This is a genomic window from Simplicispira suum (assembly GCF_003008595.1).
Classification (GTDB): Bacteria; Pseudomonadota; Gammaproteobacteria; order Burkholderiales; family Burkholderiaceae_C; genus Simplicispira; species Simplicispira suum.
Genome location: NZ_CP027669.1, coordinates 2,827,229 through 2,847,286 on the forward strand (window position 1 = coordinate 2,827,229; position 20,058 = coordinate 2,847,286).

At 62.9% G+C, this 20,058-nt stretch carries 15 protein-coding genes and 5 tRNA genes; 15 read left to right on the forward strand and 5 right to left on the reverse strand.

Annotation, left to right across the window (positions count from 1 at the left end; genetic code table 11):
- Positions 1-25 precede the first annotated feature (25 nt).
- The 13 genes from C6571_RS13115 to C6571_RS13175 all read left to right on the forward strand — a co-directional run bounded on the left by C6571_RS13115 (position 26) and on the right by C6571_RS13175 (position 12,488).
- Positions 26-1,213 (forward strand): efflux RND transporter periplasmic adaptor subunit, encoded by a 1,188-nt coding sequence (locus C6571_RS13115; protein WP_106447076.1) that lies wholly within the window; start codon positions 26-28, stop codon positions 1,211-1,213.
- On the forward strand, positions 1,210-4,398 hold the full coding sequence (locus C6571_RS13120) for an efflux RND transporter permease subunit (protein ID WP_106447077.1): 3,189 nt from the start codon (positions 1,210-1,212) through the stop codon (positions 4,396-4,398). Before C6571_RS13115 ends, C6571_RS13120 begins: the two co-directional genes overlap by 4 nt.
- 89 nt (positions 4,399-4,487) lie before the next feature.
- Positions 4,488-4,574 (forward strand) — tRNA-Leu (locus C6571_RS13125).
- 78 nt (positions 4,575-4,652) lie between these two features.
- A complete protein-coding gene (gene tig, locus C6571_RS13130) occupies positions 4,653-5,966 on the forward strand; it encodes a trigger factor (RefSeq protein WP_106447078.1) in 1,314 nt (437 codons plus the stop codon).
- Positions 5,967-6,082: 116 nt separating this feature from the next.
- Positions 6,083-6,691 (forward strand): ATP-dependent Clp endopeptidase proteolytic subunit ClpP, encoded by a 609-nt coding sequence (clpP, locus tag C6571_RS13135; RefSeq protein WP_106447079.1) that lies wholly within the window; start codon positions 6,083-6,085, stop codon positions 6,689-6,691.
- Between the two features lie 104 nt (positions 6,692-6,795).
- Entirely contained in the window at positions 6,796-8,061 is a 1,266-nt protein-coding gene (clpX, locus tag C6571_RS13140; RefSeq protein WP_106447080.1) for an ATP-dependent Clp protease ATP-binding subunit ClpX, read from the forward strand.
- A gap of 76 nt (positions 8,062-8,137) precedes the next feature.
- Complete coding sequence (lon, locus tag C6571_RS13145) at positions 8,138-10,567, forward strand: endopeptidase La (RefSeq protein WP_106447081.1); 2,430 nt, start codon at positions 8,138-8,140, stop codon at positions 10,565-10,567.
- Between the two features lie 84 nt (positions 10,568-10,651).
- A tRNA-Gly gene (locus C6571_RS13150) sits at positions 10,652-10,727 on the forward strand.
- A 54-nt stretch (positions 10,728-10,781) separates the two neighbouring features.
- Positions 10,782-10,855, forward strand: a tRNA-Cys gene (locus C6571_RS13155).
- A gap of 115 nt (positions 10,856-10,970) precedes the next feature.
- Positions 10,971-11,046: transfer RNA gene (locus C6571_RS13160), tRNA-Gly, on the forward strand.
- 127 nt (positions 11,047-11,173) lie between these two features.
- Positions 11,174-11,265: transfer RNA gene (locus C6571_RS13165), tRNA-Leu, on the forward strand.
- Between the two features lie 13 nt (positions 11,266-11,278).
- Positions 11,279-11,920 carry a DUF6806 family protein gene (locus C6571_RS13170; RefSeq protein WP_106447082.1) on the forward strand — a complete coding sequence of 214 codons (642 nt, stop codon included), beginning with the start codon at positions 11,279-11,281 and terminating at the stop codon, positions 11,918-11,920.
- Between the two features lies 1 nt (position 11,921).
- Positions 11,922-12,488: a M48 metallopeptidase family protein gene (locus tag C6571_RS13175; protein WP_245901281.1), complete on the forward strand. Its 567-nt coding sequence runs from the start codon at positions 11,922-11,924 to the stop codon at positions 12,486-12,488.
- Positions 12,489-12,611: 123 nt separating this feature from the next.
- Here the strand turns inward: C6571_RS13175 and murI are convergent, their stop codons facing one another.
- Together murI and C6571_RS13185 are read right to left on the reverse strand one after the other, a co-directional pair.
- Complete coding sequence (murI, locus tag C6571_RS13180) at positions 12,612-13,403, reverse strand: glutamate racemase (RefSeq protein WP_338054044.1); 792 nt, start codon at positions 13,401-13,403, stop codon at positions 12,612-12,614.
- A gap of 7 nt (positions 13,404-13,410) precedes the next feature.
- Positions 13,411-14,958, reverse strand: coding sequence for a fumarate hydratase (locus tag C6571_RS13185; protein ID WP_106447084.1), 1,548 nt, complete (start codon positions 14,956-14,958; stop codon positions 13,411-13,413).
- A gap of 170 nt (positions 14,959-15,128) precedes the next feature.
- Here C6571_RS13185 and fumC point away from each other — a divergent pair, with 170 nt between their 5' ends.
- Together fumC and C6571_RS13195 are read left to right on the forward strand one after the other, a co-directional pair.
- Complete coding sequence (gene fumC / locus C6571_RS13190) at positions 15,129-16,526, forward strand: class II fumarate hydratase (protein WP_106447085.1); 1,398 nt, start codon at positions 15,129-15,131, stop codon at positions 16,524-16,526.
- Positions 16,527-16,643: 117 nt separating this feature from the next.
- Positions 16,644-16,898, forward strand: coding sequence for a DUF2249 domain-containing protein (locus C6571_RS13195; protein ID WP_106447086.1), 255 nt, complete (start codon positions 16,644-16,646; stop codon positions 16,896-16,898).
- Positions 16,899-17,065: 167 nt separating this feature from the next.
- Here the strand turns inward: C6571_RS13195 and mnmH are convergent, their stop codons facing one another.
- From mnmH to ribD, 3 genes are all read right to left on the reverse strand, one after another.
- Entirely contained in the window at positions 17,066-18,166 is a 1,101-nt protein-coding gene (gene mnmH, locus C6571_RS13200) for a tRNA 2-selenouridine(34) synthase MnmH (RefSeq protein ID WP_106447087.1), read from the reverse strand.
- A gap of 82 nt (positions 18,167-18,248) precedes the next feature.
- On the reverse strand, positions 18,249-18,884 hold the full coding sequence (locus C6571_RS13205) for a riboflavin synthase (protein ID WP_106448239.1): 636 nt from the start codon (positions 18,882-18,884) through the stop codon (positions 18,249-18,251).
- Positions 18,885-18,929: 45 nt separating this feature from the next.
- Positions 18,930-20,048: a bifunctional diaminohydroxyphosphoribosylaminopyrimidine deaminase/5-amino-6-(5-phosphoribosylamino)uracil reductase RibD gene (gene ribD / locus C6571_RS13210; protein WP_106447088.1), complete on the reverse strand. Its 1,119-nt coding sequence runs from the start codon at positions 20,046-20,048 to the stop codon at positions 18,930-18,932.
- Between the last annotated feature and the right edge of the window lie 10 nt (positions 20,049-20,058).

Here is a 20,058-nt window from a genome sequence, read left to right on the forward strand (position 1 = left end):
GCTCAAACAACACGCATTCCCATCCATGACGCATCCGCACGCCTCTCACCGTGGGCGCTTCTCGGCGCTTTTGCTCCTCTCCTCGGTGCTGGCGCTGGGTGCGTGCTCGCGCAGCGAGCCGCCGCCCGAGCCGATTCGCGCCGTCAAGTTGTTGACCGTGGGGGTCAGCCCGCTCACCGCGCAGCTGGAATATGCCGGCGAGGTGCGGGCGCGCACCGAGTCGCGCCTGGGATTTCGCGTGCCCGGCAAGATCCTGCAGCGCCAGGCCGAGCTGGGCCAACGGGTGCGCGCCGGGCAGTTGCTGGCGCAGCTTGACCCGCGCGATTTCGAGCTTGCCGCCACGGCGGCGCGGGCGCAGGTGAGCGCGGCGCAGACGCAGCGCGATCTGGCCGCTGCCGACGCCAGGCGCTACGAGGCGCTCAAGGTGCAGAACTTCATCAGCGGCGCCGAGCTGGAGCGCCGCGAGGCCTCGCTCAAGGCTGCGCAGGCGTCGCTCCAGCAGGCGCAGGCCCAGGCGGCATCGCAAGGCAACCAGGCCGCGTACACCCGGCTGCTGGCCGATGCCGATGGCGTGGTCACCGGCATTGACGCAGAGCCTGGGCAAGTGGTGGCCGCTGGCGCCAGCGTGGTGCGCGTGGCGCGCGACGGCGCCCGCGACGTGGTGTTTTCCGTGCCCGAAGACAAGGTCGGGCATATGGCGGTCGGTCAGGTGCTCTCCGTACACAGTTGGTCGGGCGGTGCGCCGCTGTCGGCCACGGTGCGCGAAGTGGCGGCCAGTGCCGACCCAGCCACGCGCACCTTTGCCGTCAAGGCCGCCATTGCGGGCGATGCCGCGCCGCAGCTTGGCGCCACCGTCAATGTGGTTCCGCCCGCGCTTTCGGCCCAAGGGGTGCCGGCCATCTTGTTGCCCACCACCGCGCTCATGCAAGACGGCGGCGGCACGGCAGTGTGGGTGTTCGATGCCACCACCAGCACGGTGCGCGCGCAGCCGGTGCAGGTGGCCACGGCCGATGGAAATCAGGCGGTGATCGCCAGCGGCCTGGCGCCGGGCATGCAGGTGGTGGCTACGGGGGTGCATGTGCTCTCGCCCGGCCAGAAGGTGACGATCTATCAAGAAAAATACGCTCCAGCGCAGGTGCAGCAAGCGCAAGCAGCTACTGAATCGATAGCAAATCAAGCTTTGCCCGCAGCTTCGGCTGCTGCCAAACCATGAGCGCCGGTCTGCCCTCGGGCGAGCCCGCAGCCGGGTTCAACCTCTCGAAATGGGCGCTGGACCACCCTGCGCTGACCCGCTACCTGATGGTGGTGCTGCTGCTGATGGGCGTGTTTGCCTACTTCCAACTCGGGCAGGACGAAGACCCACCGTTTACCTTTCGCGCCATGGTGGTGCGCACCTACTGGCCGGGCGCCACGGCGCAACAGGTCGCAGAACAGGTGACCGACAAGATCGAACGCACGCTGCAGGAGGTGCCGTACGCCGACAAGATCCGCAGCTATTCGAAGCCGGGCGAGTCGCAGATCATTTTCCAGATCAAGGATTCGTCCAAACCGAGCGAGGTGGCGGGCGTCTGGTACGCCGTGCGCAAAAAGATCGGCGACATGCGGGGCGCCTTGCCGCAGGGCGTGCAAGGGCCGTTCTTCAACGACGATTTCGGCGATGTCTATGGCGTGATTTACGCGCTGGAAGCCGAAGGCTTCAGCCTGGCAGAATCCAAGGCCTTTGCCGACGACGTGCGCCAGCAGCTGCTGCGCGTGCCCGACGTGGCCAAGGTGGAGCTCTTTGGCGTGCAGGACGAAAAGCTGTACATCGAAGTCTCGCAGCAGCGTCTGGCGCAGCTGGGCCTGGATATGAGCCAGGTGCTGGCGCAACTCGGCCAGCAAAACGCGGTGGAGAGCGCGGGCGTGGTGCAGACGCCGACGGACCAATTGCAGGTGCGCGTGCAAGGTCAGTTTCAAGCCATTGAAGATCTGCGCGCCATGCCGATTCGCGCGGCATCGGGCCGGCAGCTGCGCCTGGCCGACATTGCCGAGGTGCGGCGCGGTTACGTGGACCCACCCACCGTCAAGGTGCGGCACGACGGGCAGCAGGTGATTGCCATTGGCATTTCCATGGCCAAGGGGGGCGACATCATTGCACTGGGCAAGGCGCTGCATGGCGCGGTGGACCGCATCGACACGCAATTGCCGGCCGGCGTGCGCCTGGTCAACGTACAGGACCAGCCCAAGTCCGTGGCCAGTTCGGTCAATGAGTTTGTCAAGGTGCTCATCGAGGCGGTGGTCATTGTCTTGGCGGTGAGCTTCATCAGCCTCGGCCTGCACAAGCGCAGCGGAGAACAGCGCTGGTGGCGCCGCTGGTACGTCGACCCCCGGCCGGGGCTGGTGGTGGGGATCACGATTCCCTTGGTGCTGGCGGTGACCTTCCTCGCCATGCACTACTGGGACATCGGCCTGCACAAGATCTCGCTGGGCTCGCTCATCATCGCCCTGGGCCTGCTGGTGGACGACGCCATCATTGCCGTCGAAATGATGGTGCGCAAGATGGAGGAGGGCTACGACAAGGTGCGCTCGGCCACTTTCGCCTACGAGATCACCGCCATACCCATGCTGACGGGCACCTTGATCACAGCCACGGGGTTTTTGCCCATTGGGCTGGCCAAGTCGATGACCGGCGAGTACACGTTTGCCATCTTTGCGGTCACCGTCATTGCGCTGGTGATCTCTTGGGTGGTGTCCGTGTACTTTGTGCCCTATCTAGGCACCTTGCTGCTCAAGACGCCGGAGCATGTGCAGCCCCGGCCCGCCGACGGAGAAATCTCGCCCCATCCGCACGAGGTGTTCGACAGCACGTTCTACAACGCCTTTCGCCGCACCGTGCATTGGTGTGTGGCGCACCGCTGGATCACCATTGGCGCGACGCTGGCCATTTTTGCGCTGGGCATCGTCGGCATGGGCCGGGTGCAGCAGCAGTTTTTCCCCGATTCGAGCCGGCCAGAAATCATGGTCGACGTGTGGTTCCCCGAAGGCACCTCGCTTGCCGGCAACGAGGCCGTGACCCAACGCGTGGAAGCGCGCCTGCGCGCCGAGCCGGGCGTGGCCAGTGTCAGCACCTGGGTGGGTTCGGGTGTGCCGCGCTTCTATCTGCCGCTGGACCAGGTGTTTCCGCAGACCAACGTGTCCCAATTCATTGTGGTCGCGAGCGACCTGAAGGTGCGCGAGAAGCTGCGTGTCGCTTTCCCAGCGCTGCTGGCTACCGAATTCCCTGAAGTGCGCGGCCGCGTCAAGCTGCTGCCCAACGGCCCGCCCGTGCCCTACCCGGTGCAGTTCCGTGTCATCGGCCCGGATCCGGCGCAGCTGCGCGTGCGCGCCGACGAGGTCAAGGCCGCACTGCGCGACTCGTCCCAGATGCGCGGCGTGAACGACAACTGGAACGAGTCGGTCAAGGTGATGCGCCTCGACGTGGACCAGGCCAAGGCGCGGGCGCTGGGCGTCACCAGCCAGTCCATCGCCCAGGCGTCGCGCGTCATGCAGTCGGGCATGCCGGTGGGCCAGTACCGCGAGGGCGACAAACTGATCGACATCGTGCTGCGCCAGCCCGCAGACGAGCGCAGCGCCATCACCGACATCGCCAACGCCTACCTGCCGACGGCATCTGGCCAGTCGATTGCGCTGACCCAGATCGCCAAGCCCCACTTCACCTGGGAGCCCGGCGTGATGTGGCGCGAGAATCGCGAGTACGCCATCACCGTGCAGGGCGACGTGATGGAAGGCTTGCAGGGCGCTACCGTGACCAACGCGCTGCTGCCGAGCCTGCGCAAGATCGAGAGCGGCTGGCACGCTGCCGGCCAGAACGCCTACCGCATCGAGGTGGCGGGTGCCGTCGAAGAGAGCGCCAAGGGGTCGGACTCGATTGCCGCCGGTCTGCCGGTGATGCTGTTCATCACCTTTACCCTGCTCATGCTGCAGCTTCACAGCTTTAGCCGCGCGATGCTGGTGTTTCTGACGGGGCCACTCGGGATAGCGGGCGTGGCCGCAGCGCTGCTGCTGCTCGGCCGCCCGTTCGGCTTTGTTGCGCTGTTGGGGGTGATCGCGCTGATGGGCATGATTCAGCGCAACTCGGTGATCCTCATTGATCAGATCGAGCAAGACCGCGCCCGCGGTGTGCCGGCGTGGGACGCCATCGTCGAATCGGCCGTGCGGCGCCTGCGACCCATCGTGTTGACGGCCGCCGCAGCCGTGCTGGCCATGATCCCGCTGTCCCGCAGCGTGTTCTGGGGGCCGATGGCGGTGGCCATCATGGGCGGGTTGATCGTGGCTACGGTGCTCACCCTGCTCGCCTTGCCTGCCATGTACGCAGCGTGGTTTCGGGTGCGCCGTCCGGAGCCGGAGGTGCCTGCATGAAAAGGGCGGACGCGCACAGGTTAAAATCGCGGGCTAACCAGTTTCAAGCGGGCGCCGGGAACGTTTTCCGGCCCTCGTCTGTTTGAAGTGCGCGGGTGGCGAAATTGGTAGACGCACCAGGTTTAGGTCCTGACGCCTTCACGGGCGTGCCGGTTCGAGTCCGGCTCCGCGCACCATCTTTGAAAAGTTTGCGCACGAGCGCAGTGCGCGCCGGCTGACACCGGCGCATGAACGATATTCCTACAGGAGCAGCCATGGCAGTCAACGTTGAAACCCTCGACAAGCTCGAACGCAAGATCACCCTCAACCTGCCCTTGTCGGCCATTCAGGGCGAGGTGGAGACGCGCCTCAAGCGCCTGGCACGCACCGTCAAGATGGACGGCTTCCGTCCCGGCAAGGTGCCGATGAACGTGGTTTCGCAGCGTTATGGCTATTCGGTGCAGTACGAAGTGCTCAACGACAAGGTGGGCGAGGCGTTTTCTCAGGCGGCCAACGAAGCGCAATTGCGTGTGGCCGGCCAACCCCGCATCACCGAGAAGCAGGACGCCCCCGAAGGCGAAGTATCCTTTGACGCCATCTTCGAGGTGTACCCGGAAGTCAAAATTGGCGATCTGGCCGATGCTGAAGTGGAAAAGCTCTCGGCCGAAGTGACCGACAGCGCCATCGACAAGACCGTGGACATCCTGCGCAAGCAACGCCGCAGCTTCGCCCAGCGCGCCATGGACGCTGCCGCCCAGGACGGCGACCGCGTGACGGTCGACTTTGAAGGCAAGATTGACGGTGAAGTCTTTGAGGGTGGCAAGGCCGAAGACTTCCAGTTTCTGGTCGGCGAAGGCCAGATGCTCAAGGAATTCGAGGACGCCGTGCGCGGCATGAAGCCGGGCGAGAGCAAGACCTTCCCGCTGGCCTTTCCCGAGGAATACCACGGCAAGGACGTGGCGGGCAAGACGGCAGACTTCCTGGTGACTGTCAAGAAGATTGAAGCCGCGCATCTGCCCGAAGTGAACGACGCACTGGCCAAGTCGCTGGGCATTGCCGACGGTACCGTCGACGGTTTGCGTGCCGACATCAAGACCAACCTGGAGCGCGAAGTCAAGTTCCGCTTGCTGGCACGCAACAAGCAGGCCGCCATGGACGCGTTGCTGTCCAAGTCGGAACTCGATCTGCCCAACGCCAGCGTCGAAGCCGAGATCGACCGCCTGCGCGAAGCGGCGCGTGCCGACCTCAAGCAGCGCGGCATGAAGGACGCCGACAAGGCCGAAATCCCTGCCGACGTATTCCGTCCGCAGGCCGAGCGCCGCGTGCGCCTGGGCCTGGTGGTGGCCGAACTGGTCAAGGCCAACAGCCTGCATGCCAAGCCTGAGCAGCTCAAAGCACACATCGACGAACTGGCCGCCAGCTACGAGAAGCCGGAAGATGTCGTCCGTTGGTATTTTGGTGACCGCCAGCGTCTGGCCGAAGTGGAAGCCGTGGTTATTGAGACCAACGTGGCGGACTACATACTGGGCAAGGCCAAAGTCAGCGAAAAAACCGTGAGTTTTGAGGAACTCATGGGCCAGCAGGGCTAAGTTCCACCGGTTTTGGGCGCCTGAAGCTGAGCGCCAAGACAAACAAGGGGCTTGTGCTTTCGGGCATGAGCCCCAACTCGTTTCTGGGTACAGTACCCGCCTGATCTGGAGAAAAAATGAGCGCACTGGAAACACAAGCCCTGGGCATGGTCCCCATGGTGATCGAGCAGTCGGGCCGCGGCGAGCGGTCTTACGACATTTATTCCCGCCTGTTGAAAGAGCGCGTTATCTTTCTGGTGGGCGAGGTCAACGACCAGACGGCCAACCTGGTGGTGGCCCAGCTGCTGTTCCTGGAGAGCGAGAATCCCGAAAAGGACATTTCGTTCTACATCAACTCCCCCGGTGGCAGCGTGACGGCTGGCATGGCCATCTTTGATACCATGAATTTCATCAAGCCCGATGTCTCGACGCTGTGCTGCGGCTTTGCGGCCAGCATGGGCGCGTTCCTGCTTGCAGCTGGTGCCAAGGGCAAGCGCTTTTCACTGCCCAACTCCAAGGTCATGATCCACCAGGTGCTGGGCGGCGCACGCGGCCAAGCCACAGACATCGAGATTCACGCCCGCGACATCCTGCGTACCAAGGACCAAATGAATCGCATCCTGGCCGAGCGTACTGGCCAGACGCTGGAAAAGATCAAACAGGATACGGAGCGCGACTACTTCCTGACCGCCGACGAAGCCAAGGACTACGGCCTGATTGATCAGGTGATCTCCAAGCGCCCCTGAGCCTTGCCCTTTCCCTCAGAACGGCGTTTCCCGCCTGGGGAAGCGCCGTTTGCATTTCGTTATCATTCCTTTCACTTTTCACAAAAATACAAGGCAACGTTCCCATGGCCGAGAAAAAAGGCTCCTCCAGCGAAAAAACGCTTTACTGCTCGTTCTGCGGCAAGAGCCAGCACGAGGTGAAGAAGTTGATCGCCGGACCATCGGTCTTTATCTGCGAAGAGTGCATCGACCTGTGCAACGAGATCATCCGTGACGAACTGCCCTCAGCAGACGCCGAGAGGCTGGCACGCAGCGAGCTGCCCACGCCCGCAGATATCAAGGCCAACCTGGACAATTACGTCATCGGGCAGGAAGTCGCCAAGCGCACGCTGGCGGTGGCGGTCTACAACCATTACAAACGCCTGCGCTACAAAGAGAAGGCGGGCAAGGACGACGTAGAACTCTCCAAGAGCAATATCCTGCTCATTGGTCCGACAGGCTCGGGCAAGACGCTGCTGGCCCAGACGCTGGCCCGCATGCTTGACGTTCCCTTCGTGATGGCGGATGCCACCACGCTGACCGAAGCGGGTTACGTTGGCGAAGACGTTGAGAACATCGTGCAAAAGCTGCTGCAAAGCTGCAATTACGAGGTCGAACGCGCCCAGCGCGGCATCGTCTACATCGACGAAATCGACAAAATCTCGCGCAAGTCGGACAACCCCAGCATCACGCGCGACGTTTCGGGCGAAGGCGTGCAGCAGGCTTTGCTCAAGCTCATCGAAGGCACCATGGCCAGCGTGCCGCCGCAAGGCGGGCGCAAGCACCCCAACCAGGATTTTTTGCAGATCGACACGACCAACATCCTGTTCATTTGCGGCGGCGCCTTTGCCGGTCTGGAAAAAGTCATTGAGAACCGAACCGAGGCTTCGGGTATCGGTTTTGGCGCTGCGGTGAAAAGCAAGAAGCAGCGCGCACTGTCGGAAGTGTTCCAGGACATCGAGCCGGAAGACCTGATCAAGTTCGGTTTGATTCCCGAGCTGGTGGGACGCATGCCGGTGGTGACGGCTTTGGCCGAACTGCACGAAGACGCGCTGGTGCAAATTCTTACCGAGCCCAAGAACGCGCTGGTCAAGCAGTACAGCAAGCTGCTCGCCATGGAAGGCGCCGAGCTGGAAATTCGCCCCGCGGCGCTCAAAGCCATCGCCCGCAAAGCGTTGGCCCGCAAAACGGGTGCGCGTGGCCTGCGCTCGATCCTGGAGCAGACCTTGATCGGCACCATGTTCGATCTGCCCAACAGCAGCAACGTGGAAAAAGTTGTGGTGGATGAATCAACCGTCGAGGAAAACAAGCCGCCACTGCTGGTTTACCGGGAAACCGCCAAAAAGGCGTGACCCCTTGCTGTCCTGCGGGACAGCTTGAAAACTGGGGTTCACGGACCATATTGGCAAGACTTTCACAAGGATTTTGATGTCCGGACATACCCCCCTTCCCGCCGAGCCGCTTGTGCTGCCTTTGCTGCCCCTGCGCGACGTGGTCGTCTTTCCCCACATGGTGATTCCGCTGTTTGTCGGGCGCGCCAAGAGCATCAAGGCGCTTGAGCTGGCCATGGAGAGCGACCGCCGCATCATGCTGGTGGCGCAAAAGGCCGCTGCCAAGGACGAACCCTCTGTGACCGACATGTTCGACGTCGGCTGCGTCTCCACCATCCTGCAAATGCTCAAACTCCCTGACGGCACCGTGAAGGTGCTGGTCGAGGGGCAGCAGCGCGCCAAGGTGGGTGAGATCGAGGATCTTGAAACGCATTTTTCGGCCACCGTGGTGCCGGTGGAAGTGCTCGATGCGAAAACCCGGCCCAGCGAAATCGAAGCGCTGCGCCGTGCGGTGATGCAACAGTTCGACCAGTACGTCAAGCTCAACAAGAAGATCCCGCCAGAGATTTTGACGTCCATCTCCAGCATTGATGATCCAGGCCGCCTGGCGGACACGATTGCTGCGCATCTCCCGCTCAAGCTTGAGAACAAGCAGGCGGTGCTCGATCTGTCGGAGGTCAAAGGCCGGCTGGAGAATCTGTTCGAACAGCTCGACCGCGAAGTCGACATTCTCAACGTCGACAAAAAGATCCGTGGACGCGTCAAGCGCCAGATGGAAAAGAACCAGCGCGACTTCTATCTGAACGAGCAGGTCAAGGCGATCCAGAAAGAGCTGGGTGAAGGCGAAGAAGGCGCAGACCTCGACGAAGTCGAAAAGAAAATCAGGCTGGCCAAAATGCCCGCTGAAGCGCGCAAGAAGGCCGAGAGCGAACTGAAAAAACTCAAGCTTATGTCGCCGATGTCGGCCGAGGCGACCGTGGTGCGCAATTACATCGACGTGCTGGCTTCACTCCCATGGAGCAAAAAGACCAAGATTAAGCACGACCTGGGCAACGCTGAAGAGGTGCTCAACGAAGACCACTACGGGCTCGACAAGGTCAAGGACCGCATTCTCGAATACCTTGCAGTGCAGCAGCGCGTGGACAAGGTCAAAGCACCCATCTTGTGCCTGGTAGGGCCACCGGGTGTGGGCAAGACTTCACTGGGCCAGTCGATTGCCAAGGCCACAGGCCGCAAGTACGTGCGCGTGGCCTTGGGTGGCATGCGCGATGAGGCCGAAATCCGTGGCCATCGGCGCACCTACATTGGCGCCATGCCGGGCAAAGTGCTGCAGAGCCTGGGCAAGGTGGGCACCCGCAACCCGCTGTTCCTGCTCGATGAAATCGACAAGCTGGGCACGGACTTTCGGGGCGACCCATCCAGCGCGCTGCTGGAGGTGCTCGACCCCGAGCAAAACCACACCTTTGGCGATCACTACGTCGAGGTCGATTTCGATCTGAGCGACGTGATGTTCGTCGCCACGTCCAACTCGATGAACATTCCGTCGGCCTTGCTTGACCGAATGGAAGTGATTCGACTCTCGGGGTATACCGAAGACGAGAAGGTCAACATCGCCATGAAATATCTGTTGCCCAAGCAGATGCAAAACAACGGCGTGAAGGATGAAGAACTGGAAATCACCGAGAGCGCGGTGCGCGACATGGTGCGTTACTACACGCGCGAAGCGGGTGTGCGCTCGCTGGAGCGCGATCTCTCCAAGATTTGCCGCAAGGTCGTCAAGGGACTGCTGCTCAAGAACATCGAGCCGCGCGTCGTTGTGTCTGCTGACAACTTGCCCGACTTCCTCGGGGTGCGCAAGTACACCTACGGCCGTGCCGAAGACCAGAACCAGGTTGGCCAGGTGGTGGGGTTGGCCTGGACGGAAGTGGGCGGCGATCTGCTGACCATCGAAGCCGTGACCATGCCCGGCAAAGGGGTCATCACGCGCACCGGCTCGTTGGGCGACGTGATGAAGGAATCGGTTGAAACCGCGCGCACCGTGGTGCGCAGCCGGGCGCGTTCGCTGGGCATCAAGGACGAAGCCTTTGAGAAGCGTGACCTGCACGTGCACGTGCCCGACGGTGCAACGCCCAAGGACGGTCCCAGTGCCGGCGCTGCAATGGCGACGGCTCTGGTGTCTGCGCTGACCGGTATCCCGGTGCGGGGCGATGTGGCCATGACCGGTGAGATCACCTTGCGTGGTGAGATCACAGCCATCGGCGGGCTCAAGGAAAAGCTGCTGGCGGCTTTGCGCGGCGGTATCAAGACGGTGTTGATTCCGCAGGAGAACATGAAGGACCTGCAGGAGATCCCCGACAACGTCAAGACCGGCCTGGAGATCGTGCCAGTGCGCTGGATCGACAAGGTGCTTGAACTGGCCCTGGAGCACAAGCCCGTTGCCCTGACCGACGAAGAGGTTGCGGCTGCAGCAGTTGCTGCCGCCGAAAAAGCGGCCCAGAAGAGCGGCGTGGAAGCTGTAAAGCACTGATTTGCACCGCAAATGGCCCAAAAATTTGCGCTACAATTTCAGCCTGCCAGCACATTTGTTCTAGAATAGCAGGCTGCAGACATCGCGGGAATAGCTCAGTTGGTAGAGCGCAACCTTGCCAAGGTTGAGGTCGAGAGTTCGAGACTCTTTTCCCGCTCCAGATTTTTGAGAAAAGGGAAGCGCAGGCTTCCCTTTTTTACGAAGCAGGGCTTTGGGCGCGGTAGCAAAGCGGTTATGCCCCGGATTGCAAATCCGGTTAGCGCGGTTCGACTCCGCGCCGCGCCTCCAGATTTTCTGCGCGCTGCCTTCACTGTTTGTGGAGAGCGGCGAAAAGTTGAGGTAGAATTTAAGGCTTGTCGATGCGCTGCTTTGCTGATGTTAAGCAGCGAATTGCCAAACCAATGCGGGAATAGCTCAGTTGGTAGAGCGCAACCTTGCCAAGGTTGAGGTCGAGAGTTCGAGACTCTTTTCCCGCTCCAGTTCAAAAAGGGAAGCTTCGGCTTCCCTTTTTCGTTGGTCGCCGCACAATGATTGCTTCTGTGCCGCGCGTGCGTTGCACAGCAGCTTGTGCGAGGTTACGCTGCAGGTCGGCCCGGCTTTTCGAGTGCCCCGATGGTGAAATTGGTAGACACTGCGGACTTAAAATCCGCCGCTTCTCGAAAGAGGGCGTGCCGGTTCGACCCCGGCTCGGGGCACCACCAAGAATTTATCATGTCAAATTTCAACGCTCCCTTCGAAATCCATCTGCACGGCGATGTGCCGCTGCGACCTGAAGTCGCTTATGAGCAGTTGCAGGAAGCGCTCAAGCCGCTCTGGAAGTATTCTGGCGCGCGCTCCCTGGCCGATGGCGCAGCCAGCGCGTACGAAGAAGAGCCGGGCATTGAGTTCGATGCCAAGCGCCATCTGCTGCAAATGTGCTGGACGGTGCGTGGCGACGACGATTTCCGCCAGTCGCTCGATGAGATGTGCATGAACCTCAATGATCTGGCCGATCAAGGCGCGGCCATCGAGGTCACGTTCTACGACGTCGAATTCGACGAAGACGACGAAGAGGAAGAGGGTGACTCGCGCGACGATTTCACCATCGTTTTCGTCGGGCCCACGCCGGCCGCCATCATGCAGGTTCAGCGCGATCTGCTGGTACAGGATGTCGTCAACATGATGGAGCGCCATTTCGATGGCGCCGAATTGGGCGGCGTGGTGGCCGAGATTGACAAGCTTTTCACCCAGCGCTTTGATGCGCTGGTCAACTCGCTGGAAATCGGCCGGCCTCCACGCGGTCCCGGAGGTTCGGGCGGCGCCGGCGGCAGCCACGGTGGTGGGGGCGGTCGCCGCCCGCGCCACCTGCACTGAGTTGACCAACGCCAAGCTCCCGCTGCTTTCCCGCTTGCTGGGCGCCTATCCGGCCTCGTTGCAAGACCAGGTTGGGGAATTGCTGGCCGGCGAAGGCGAGGCGCTGGCCGGTGTGCTGCTGCGCAAATACCCGCAGGTGCACCGGGTACGCAGCGACAAAGCCTTGTTCGACTATGTGGCGGATCTCAAGGCGCGCCATCTGCGCAGCACGCCGCCACTGCACAAGGTGCTATTCGACAACAAGCTGCATGTACTTCGCCATGCGCTCGGTCTGCATGTGAGCACCGCCCGCGTCCAGGGCAACCGGCTAAGCACCCGGCGCGAAATCCGCATTGCATCGTTGTTTCGGCAAGTTCCGGAAGACTTTTTGCACATGATCGTGGTGCACGAGCTGGCGCACCTGCGCGAATCGAACCACGACAAGGCGTTCTATCAGCTGTGCGAGCACATGGAGCCGCGCTACCACCAGTTGGAGTTCGATCTGCGCACTTATCTGGTGTACTGCGAGCACAGCGGCAAGCGCCTGTGGATACAGGATACTCCTGAAAAGATAGCTGCTAAAGCTTGATACGTAAGCGCTAGAAGCTTGTTTGACCAAATTTTTTGCCGTGCGCAGCCAGCGTGCGTGCACGAACCCTGAGGCCCAGCCAGCGCTGCGCTGCCATGTCGAGCGGGGCTGCCGAGCCGGTGGTCAGAAGGCAAACGTCTGTGTGCTGGGTGAGGGGGGCAGCGATTGCAGGCGGCCTGCATTGGCGAGCAGGCGGCGCGTCTGGCGGGCCACCGGCTCGCCGGTGCTCAGAATCTGTACCTTCGGCCCCAGCAGTTGCTGCAGCGCGTCCTGCGCAAACACGTAGTGGGTGCAGCCCAGAACCAGCGTATCGGTCTCGCCCGCCTTGTTGCCCCAGGGGCCCAGGGTGTCCACGTAGCGGCGGCACAGCTCCAGCGTCTTTGCCGCGTCGGCGGCAGCGTCTTGTGGGGCGCAGGCCGCCTGGGCTTCGATGGCGCTGGCCAGGCCGTCGCAGGCCTGTATTCGGCAACGCACTTGCGGCGGCAAGGCAGCAATCAGGCGCCCAAACCGCGCGCTGGAGACGGTTCCGCGCGTGGCCATGACGGCGATACGCCCCGACTGCGTGGCGCTGGCGGCGGGTTTGAGAGCGGGCTCCACCCCCACCAGAGGCAACAGCGGGTAGCGCTGGCGCAAACTGTCCATGGCCGCAGCCGTGGCCGTGTTGCAGGCCACCACCAAGGCCTTGGCGCCGTGCTGTTGCACGAGGTAGCGCGCCAGCGTATGCGTGCGCCGCGCCACGAACGCATCGCCGCGCTCGCCGTAGGGCGCGTGGCCGGTGTCGGCCAGATAGACGAAGCGCTCGGCGGGCAACTCGGCGCGAAGCGCCTGCAGCACGCTCAGGCCGCCAATGCCGCTGTCGAAGACGCCGATGGGTGCATTGCGCACCCGCTCAGCCGCCGCATCTGCCCCGTTCAAGCGGGCCTCAGGCGCTGGCCAGTTCGATGAAGTTTCCCGCCGCAATGCGCTTTTGCCATTCGACCGGGCCGGTCATGTGGACGCTGGTACCGCCAGAGTCGACGGCCACGGTCACGGGCATGTCGACCACGTCGAATTCGTAAATGGCTTCCATGCCCAGGTCTTCAAAGCCCACCACCTTGGCATGCTTGATGGCCTTGGAGACCAGGTAAGCCGCGCCGCCGACAGCCATCAGGTAGGCCGACTTGTGGTTTTTGATGGCTTCGATAGCCTCCGGGCCGCGCTCGGACTTGCCGATCATGGCGATCAGGCCGGTTTGCGACAGCATCATGTCGGTGAACTTGTCCATGCGCGTAGCGGTGGTGGGGCCGGCAGGTCCGACGACTTCGTCCCGCACCGGGTCCACCGGACCCACGTAGTAGATGACGCGGTTGGTGAAGTCCACCGGCAGCTTCTCGCCCTTGGCCAGCATGTCCTGGATGCGTTTGTGCGCGGCGTCGCGCCCTGTCAGCATCTTGCCGTTCAGCAGCAAGGTTTCGCCAGGCTTCCAACTGGCCACGTCGGCAGGAGTCAGCGTATTGAGGTCAACGCGCCGGCTCTTTTGCGTGTCGGGCAACCACTCCACCTTGGGCCAGAGGTCGAGCGAGGGCGGGTCGAGGTAGACCGGGCCCGAGCCGTCCATGACGAAATGCGCATGGCGCGTGGCGGCGCAGTTGGGGATCATGGCCACTGGCTTGCTGGCGGCGTGCGTGGGGTACATCTTGATTTTCACGTCGAGCACGGTGGTGAGACCCCCCAGGCCCTGGGCGCCAATGCCCAGGGCGTTGACCTTGGTGAACAGCTCCAGGCGCAGCTCTTCGGTCTGCGTCAGCGCTTCGCCGCGCGCAGATTTGGCTTGCAGCTCGTACATGTCCAGGTCGTCCATCAGGCTTTCCTTGGCCATCAGTACGGCCTTTTCTGCCGTGCCGCCAATGCCGATGCCCAGCATGCCGGGCGGGCACCAGCCAGCGCCCATCGTGGGCACCGTTTTGAGCACCCAGTCGACCACGCTATCGCTGGGATTGAGCATGATCATCTTGCTTTTGTTCTCCGACCCGCCGCCCTTGGCCGCGAGCGTGATGTCGAGCTTCTTGCCCGGAACAATCTCGGTAAAGATCACAGCCGGCGTGTTGTCCTTGGTGTTCTTGCGGGCAAACAGCGGGTCGGCGACCACGCTGGCGCGCAAGGTGTTGCCTGGATGGTTGTAGCCACGGCGCACGCCTTCGTTGATGGCGTCATCCAGGCTGCCGGTAAAGCCTTCCCAGCGCACATCCATGCCCACCTTGAGGAAGACATTGACGATCCCGGTATCCTGGCAAATCGGCCGGTGGCCGGTGGCGCTCATCTTGCTGTTGGTCAAGATCTGTGCCATCGCGTCCTTGGCGGCCGGGCTTTGTTCGCGTTCGTACGCACGCGCCAGATGGGCGATGTAGTCGGCCGGGTGGTAGTAGCTGATGTACTGCAACGCAGCAGCGACGGATTCAATCAGGTCTTCTTGGCGAATGAGGGTGGTCATGGCGGGGAATGCTGTGGGAGGGTCGCGAAACATGGAATTATCGCGCCGCTGCCTTGCGCAGGGCTGTCGCTGTCCTTTCGAGCGCCCCTCTCGCAGACCTTGCTGCCCCACGCACGCTATGCTGTTGCTTGGCCGCAGCGCCGGCCGATGCAACGCCAAGGAATCCTGCCATGTCTGCTCTTCGCCCCTCCGCCACGCGCACCGAGCGCGATACCTTTGGTCCCATTGACGTGCCGGCCGATCGATTGTGGGGCGCGCAGACCCAGCGCTCGCTGCAGCACTTCGATATCTCGGGCGAGCGCATGGCGCCCGAGCTGCTGCGTGCGTTGGCGCAGGTCAAACGCGCCAGTGCCTATGTGAACCAGTCGCTGGGTCTGCTGGATGCCGCCAAGACCACGGCCATCGTTGCGGCGGCCGATGAGGTGATTGCCGGGCGTCATGCGGACGAGTTTCCGTTGGTGGTCTGGCAGACCGGTTCGGGTACGCAGACCAACATGAACATGAACGAAGTGCTGGCCAACCGCGCCAGCCAGTTGCTGGGCGGCATGCGCGGAGAAACGCGGCTGGTGCACCCCAACGACGAGGTGAACAAAAGCCAATCGAGCAACGATGTGTTTCCCACCGCCATGCATGTGGCGGCGGTGGATGCGCTGGTGCGCAAGCTTTTGCCCGCGCTCCAGGCCCTGCGCATTACCTTGGGAAACAAGGCCGAGGCATTTTCGGGCATTGTGAAAATTGGTCGCACCCACCTGCAGGACGCCACGCCGATTACGCTGGGTCAGGAGATTTCTGGTTGGGTGGCGCAGTTGCAGCACGCCGAACAGCATGTGCGCGCTGCACTGCCGCACCTGGGTGAGCTGGCGCTGGGCGGCACGGCGGTGGGCACCGGCTTGAACGCGCCACAGGGTTACGCCGTGGCCGTGGCGCAGGAACTCGCAGACCTGACTGGGCTGCCGCTGTGCACCGCGCCCAACAAGTTCGAGGCGCTGGCCAGTTGCGACGCGCTGGTGCAGGCGCATGGCGCGCTCAAGGGGCTGGCCGCCAGTCTGATGAAAATCGCCAACGACGTGCGCTGGCTTGCCAGCGGGCCACGCAGCGGGCTGGGCGAAATCGCCATCCCCGAGAACGAACCGGGCTCCTCCATCATGCCCGGCAAGGTCAACCCCACGCAGTGCGAAGCACTGACCATGCTGTGCTGCCAGGTGATGGGCAATGATGTGGCCATCAACATCGGCGGCGCGTCGGGCAACTTCGAACTCAACGTCTTTCGCCCCATGGTGATCCACAATTTTCTGCAAAGCGTGCGCCTGCTGGCAGATGGCATGGCCAGCTTTGACCACCACTGCGCCCAAGGCATCGAGCCGCGCCGCGAGCGCATTGCTGAACTGCTGGAGCGATCGCTGATGCTGGTAACAGCCTTGAACACGCACATTGGCTACGACAAGGCTGCGCAGATCGCCAAGGCAGCGCACAAAGGAGGTTTGAGCTTGCGCGAAGCTGCCGTGGCCAGCGGCCACCTGACGGCAGAAGAGTTCGACGCCTGGGTGCGGCCGGAGGATATGGTTTAGGGCCGGATTCACGCACCCTGCTGCGTGGCCCCGGTGGCGTCAGGGCCAATGGCGCAGCCTCTGCGTACGGCGTTACACTAAACATTCCTTTTTAATGAATCTTTAAATTTCCGCACCATGAACGCCCACGTCCACACCTCGCCCGACGCCATTTACCCCTTCGATGCGCGCGGCGTTGCCAAGCGTTTTCGCCATGCTGCCATCTTTGGCGCACTCGATTCCTTGCATCCCGGCGAAACCATGCGTTTCGTCAATGACCATGACCCGCTGCCTCTGCTGCAGCAACTGCAGGCACGCTATGGCGATGCGGTGCAAATCACCTACCAACAGCGCGATCCAGGCGCCATCGTGATCGATTTCGTACGGGTGTAGGCGCCGAATTGGGCGCATCCAAGCCGATTGGATGCGCCTGGGTGAGCGGTTGCCACCGCCTCGCCTGAGGCGTGAGGCAGGCGCACAAGCCGAGAGTGCGTATCAAAAAATGCTATAAAATAAATAGCTGCTTTCTGTTTGCCAGTAAGCGCTAGAGGCCAATTTATCTATGAATTTTCGCCTGATGCAGGCAACGGTAGTTTGGCGTTCAGGCTCTGCCAGGGCAAGGCGATCACCGCACTGGCCAAGCGCTCAATGTCTGCTGGCGTGAGTGCCGGCGCAGCGACGCTCTGGCGCTCTTCCCATTGCTGCAAATTCGTGCCTTGCGAGCGTGCGTACAGCGGGTCGTAGTGCCGGGCCATCAGCTCAGCAAACAGCGCAGCCAGGTTGCGCCCGTGCGCCCAGGCTTGCCAGCGTGCGATGACCTCGCCGCCGTGCAGTTCCCGCAAGTTGTGCAGCTGATGTGCCAGCAGCTGCGGGTCGTCGCCCAGGTTGGCGTAGTCGCGCAGCAGAAAATCAAGCCGCGCCTCGGGGCTGGCCACTATCTCCACGCACGGGCTGGCGCGCAGGCGCAGCATCAACGCGGGTGGCACGCTGATTCTTCCAATGCGACTGCTTTCCGCTTCCACGTACACCGGCTGCGTTGCATCGAAGGCTTCGATCGCATCGGCCAGCGCCGTCTCAAACGCGGTTTGCGCGGGCTGCGCCACGCCTGGCCAGCCGCCCAGCACGGAACCCCGGTGGCGTGCCAGCCCTTCCAGGTCCAGCGTCTGCGCGCCTTGCTCCGCCAGCGCCTGCAGCACACGCGTCTTGGCGCTGCCCGTCGGTCCGCAGAGCACGCGCAGATGCAGCTGCGGCGCCAGCGTATCAATCTGCGTGATCACATGGCGGCGCCAGGCCTTGTAGCCGCCAGACAATTGCTGCGCGTCCCAGCCCACCAGACGCAGCCAGGTCACCATGGAACCGCTGCGCATGCCACCGCGCCAGCAATAGACCAGCGGGCGCCAAACGGCGGGCTGCTCGGCAAAGCGTTCGCGCAAATGGCGCGCCAGGTTCGCGGCCACCATGGCGCCGCCTACTCGCCGCGCCTCGAATGCCCCCTGTTGCTTGTAGAGCGTGCCGACGATGCGTCGCTCTTCATCGTCCAGCACCGGGCAGTTGATGGCGCCGGGCAGGTGATCGACGGCGAACTCGGCCGGCGAGCGGGCGTCGATGATCGTGTCGAACCCATGGCGATCCCCAACGCAGACCGGGCCTCGGCGGCTCATGGGAAAACCTGGGCTACAGGCACCAAAAGAGGAAAGGGGAGCGGACTGGACACGGAAGCGGCGAGAAAAATACTGGACAAGTTCAAGAGGCTTGTGATGGCGCGGGCGCGTCCATCATGCGGGCCACGTAACGGGCGATCAAATCGACTTCCAGGTTGACGGAAGAGCCCGCCGAAAGCCTGCTTAGCGCGGTGTTCTCCACGGTGTGCGGAATCAGGTTGATGCTCGCTTCACAGCCCTCTGCACTATCCGCAATGCGGTTCACCGTGAGACTGACGCCATTGACCGTGATCGAGCCCTTGTAAGCCAGGTAGCGCGCCAGATCCGGCGGTGCCAGTACGCGCAGTTCCCAACTCTCGCCCACGGGTGCAAAGTGCATGACCCGGCCCACCGCATCGACATGGCCCGAAACCAGGTGTCCACCGAGCCGATCGTTGGCGCGCAGGGCCTTTTCAAGGTTGACGGCGCCCAGTGCTGCCAATCCCGCAGTCTTGTTGAGCGATTCGGCAGAGATATCGATGGAAAAGCGCCCGCCCGCCGCGTCCAGGCTGGTGACGGTCATGCAGGCGCCATTGATCGCAATGCTGTCACCCAATCCAACATCCGTCAGAAAGGTCGGCTCGCAATGGATGGTCAGGCGCTTGCCGTGCGCGGACGAGCCGCCCAGCGACTGTACTTCGGCGATCTGGCCGACATGGGTGATGATTCCAGTGAACATGGCGTTATTGTCGCAGCGCAGCACTGCGGGGCGGCACGGCCCGGATCAAAACCATGGCGGATGCTGGAATCGCGCCAGCACCCGCAGGTCCGGCCCGATCATCTGCGTGCTGTGAAACTCCAGCGCCAGTCCATCCGCCAGGGATTCGAGTGGCGCCAGATCGGCCATGCCGCGCCCAGGGCCTAGCATGCGGGGTGCCAGATACAGCAGCAGTTCGTCCACGAGCCCTTGGCGCAGCAGGGCGCCATTGAGCCGGTAGCCTGCTTCCACGTGCAACTCGTTTACGCCGCGTTGCGCCAAATCGTGCAGTGCGCCGTGCAAATCGACCTGGCCCGCGGAGCCTGGCAGCAGCACGGCGGTGGCGCCCCGCGCTTCCAGGGCTGCCTTGCGAGTCGAAAACCCTGGGTCCAACGGGCCTGCGGCGTAGATCAGGCACGTGCGATCAGCTGCGAACAAGTGGGCATCTGGGGGCGTTTCCAAGCGACTGTCCAGGACCACAGATTTGGGCTGGCGCGGTGTTGGCACTTCACGTACATCGAGGCGCGGGTTGTCGGCCAGCACCGTGCCAATACCTGTCATCACCGCGCATGCCCTGGCACGCCAGGAATGGCCATCGGCCCGCGCCTCAGCTGAGGTGATCCACTGGCTGGCGCCATTGGTGAGCGCGGTGGTGCCGTCGAGCGATGCGGCCACTTTCACGCGCACCCAAGGCAGACCCCGCGCCATGCGGCTGAAAAACCCGATATTGAGTTCGCGTGACTCGGCGGCACCCGGTCCCACTTCCACCGCCACACCCGCAGCACGCAAGCGGGCAAAACCCTGGCCGGCCACCAGGGGGTTCGGATCTTCGAGCGAGGCAACCACTTTGGCCACACCTGCGGCAATCAGCGCATCACAGCACGGCCCCGTACGTCCCTGGTGCGCGCAGGGCTCCAGCGTGACGTAGGCGGTGGCCCCACGAACATCCGCGCCAGCCGCCTGCGCATCGCGCAGCGCCATCACTTCGGCGTGGGGGCCACCTGCTTGTTGTGTGAAACCCTGGCCCAGAATCGTACCGTCGGATGCTGCAATGACGCAGCCGACACGGGGGTTGGGGCTGGAAAGATAAAGCGCCTGAGCGGCGAGCCCAAGCGCTTGGTTCATGAGGGGCGCTGTGGTGGTCATGGCGCCGGGG

Coding starts and splice junctions, on each gene's coding strand:
- C6571_RS13115 (WP_106447076.1), top strand. CDS start 26: ATGACGCATCCGCACGCCTCTCACCGTGGGCGCTTCTCGGCGCTTTTG.
- C6571_RS13120 (WP_106447077.1), top strand. CDS start 1,210: ATGAGCGCCGGTCTGCCCTCGGGCGAGCCCGCAGCCGGGTTCAACCTC.
- tig (WP_106447078.1), top strand. CDS start 4,653: ATGGCAGTCAACGTTGAAACCCTCGACAAGCTCGAACGCAAGATCACC.
- clpP (WP_106447079.1), top strand. CDS start 6,083: ATGAGCGCACTGGAAACACAAGCCCTGGGCATGGTCCCCATGGTGATC.
- clpX (WP_106447080.1), top strand. CDS start 6,796: ATGGCCGAGAAAAAAGGCTCCTCCAGCGAAAAAACGCTTTACTGCTCG.
- lon (WP_106447081.1), top strand. CDS start 8,138: ATGTCCGGACATACCCCCCTTCCCGCCGAGCCGCTTGTGCTGCCTTTG.
- C6571_RS13170 (WP_106447082.1), top strand. CDS start 11,279: ATGTCAAATTTCAACGCTCCCTTCGAAATCCATCTGCACGGCGATGTG.
- C6571_RS13185 (WP_106447084.1), bottom strand. CDS start 14,958: ATGACCACCCTCATTCGCCAAGAAGACCTGATTGAATCCGTCGCTGCT.
- fumC (WP_106447085.1), top strand. CDS start 15,129: ATGTCTGCTCTTCGCCCCTCCGCCACGCGCACCGAGCGCGATACCTTT.
- C6571_RS13195 (WP_106447086.1), top strand. CDS start 16,644: ATGAACGCCCACGTCCACACCTCGCCCGACGCCATTTACCCCTTCGAT.
- mnmH (WP_106447087.1), bottom strand. CDS start 18,166: ATGAGCCGCCGAGGCCCGGTCTGCGTTGGGGATCGCCATGGGTTCGAC.
- C6571_RS13205 (WP_106448239.1), bottom strand. CDS start 18,884: ATGTTCACTGGAATCATCACCCATGTCGGCCAGATCGCCGAAGTACAG.
- ribD (WP_106447088.1), bottom strand. CDS start 20,048: ATGACCACCACAGCGCCCCTCATGAACCAAGCGCTTGGGCTCGCCGCT.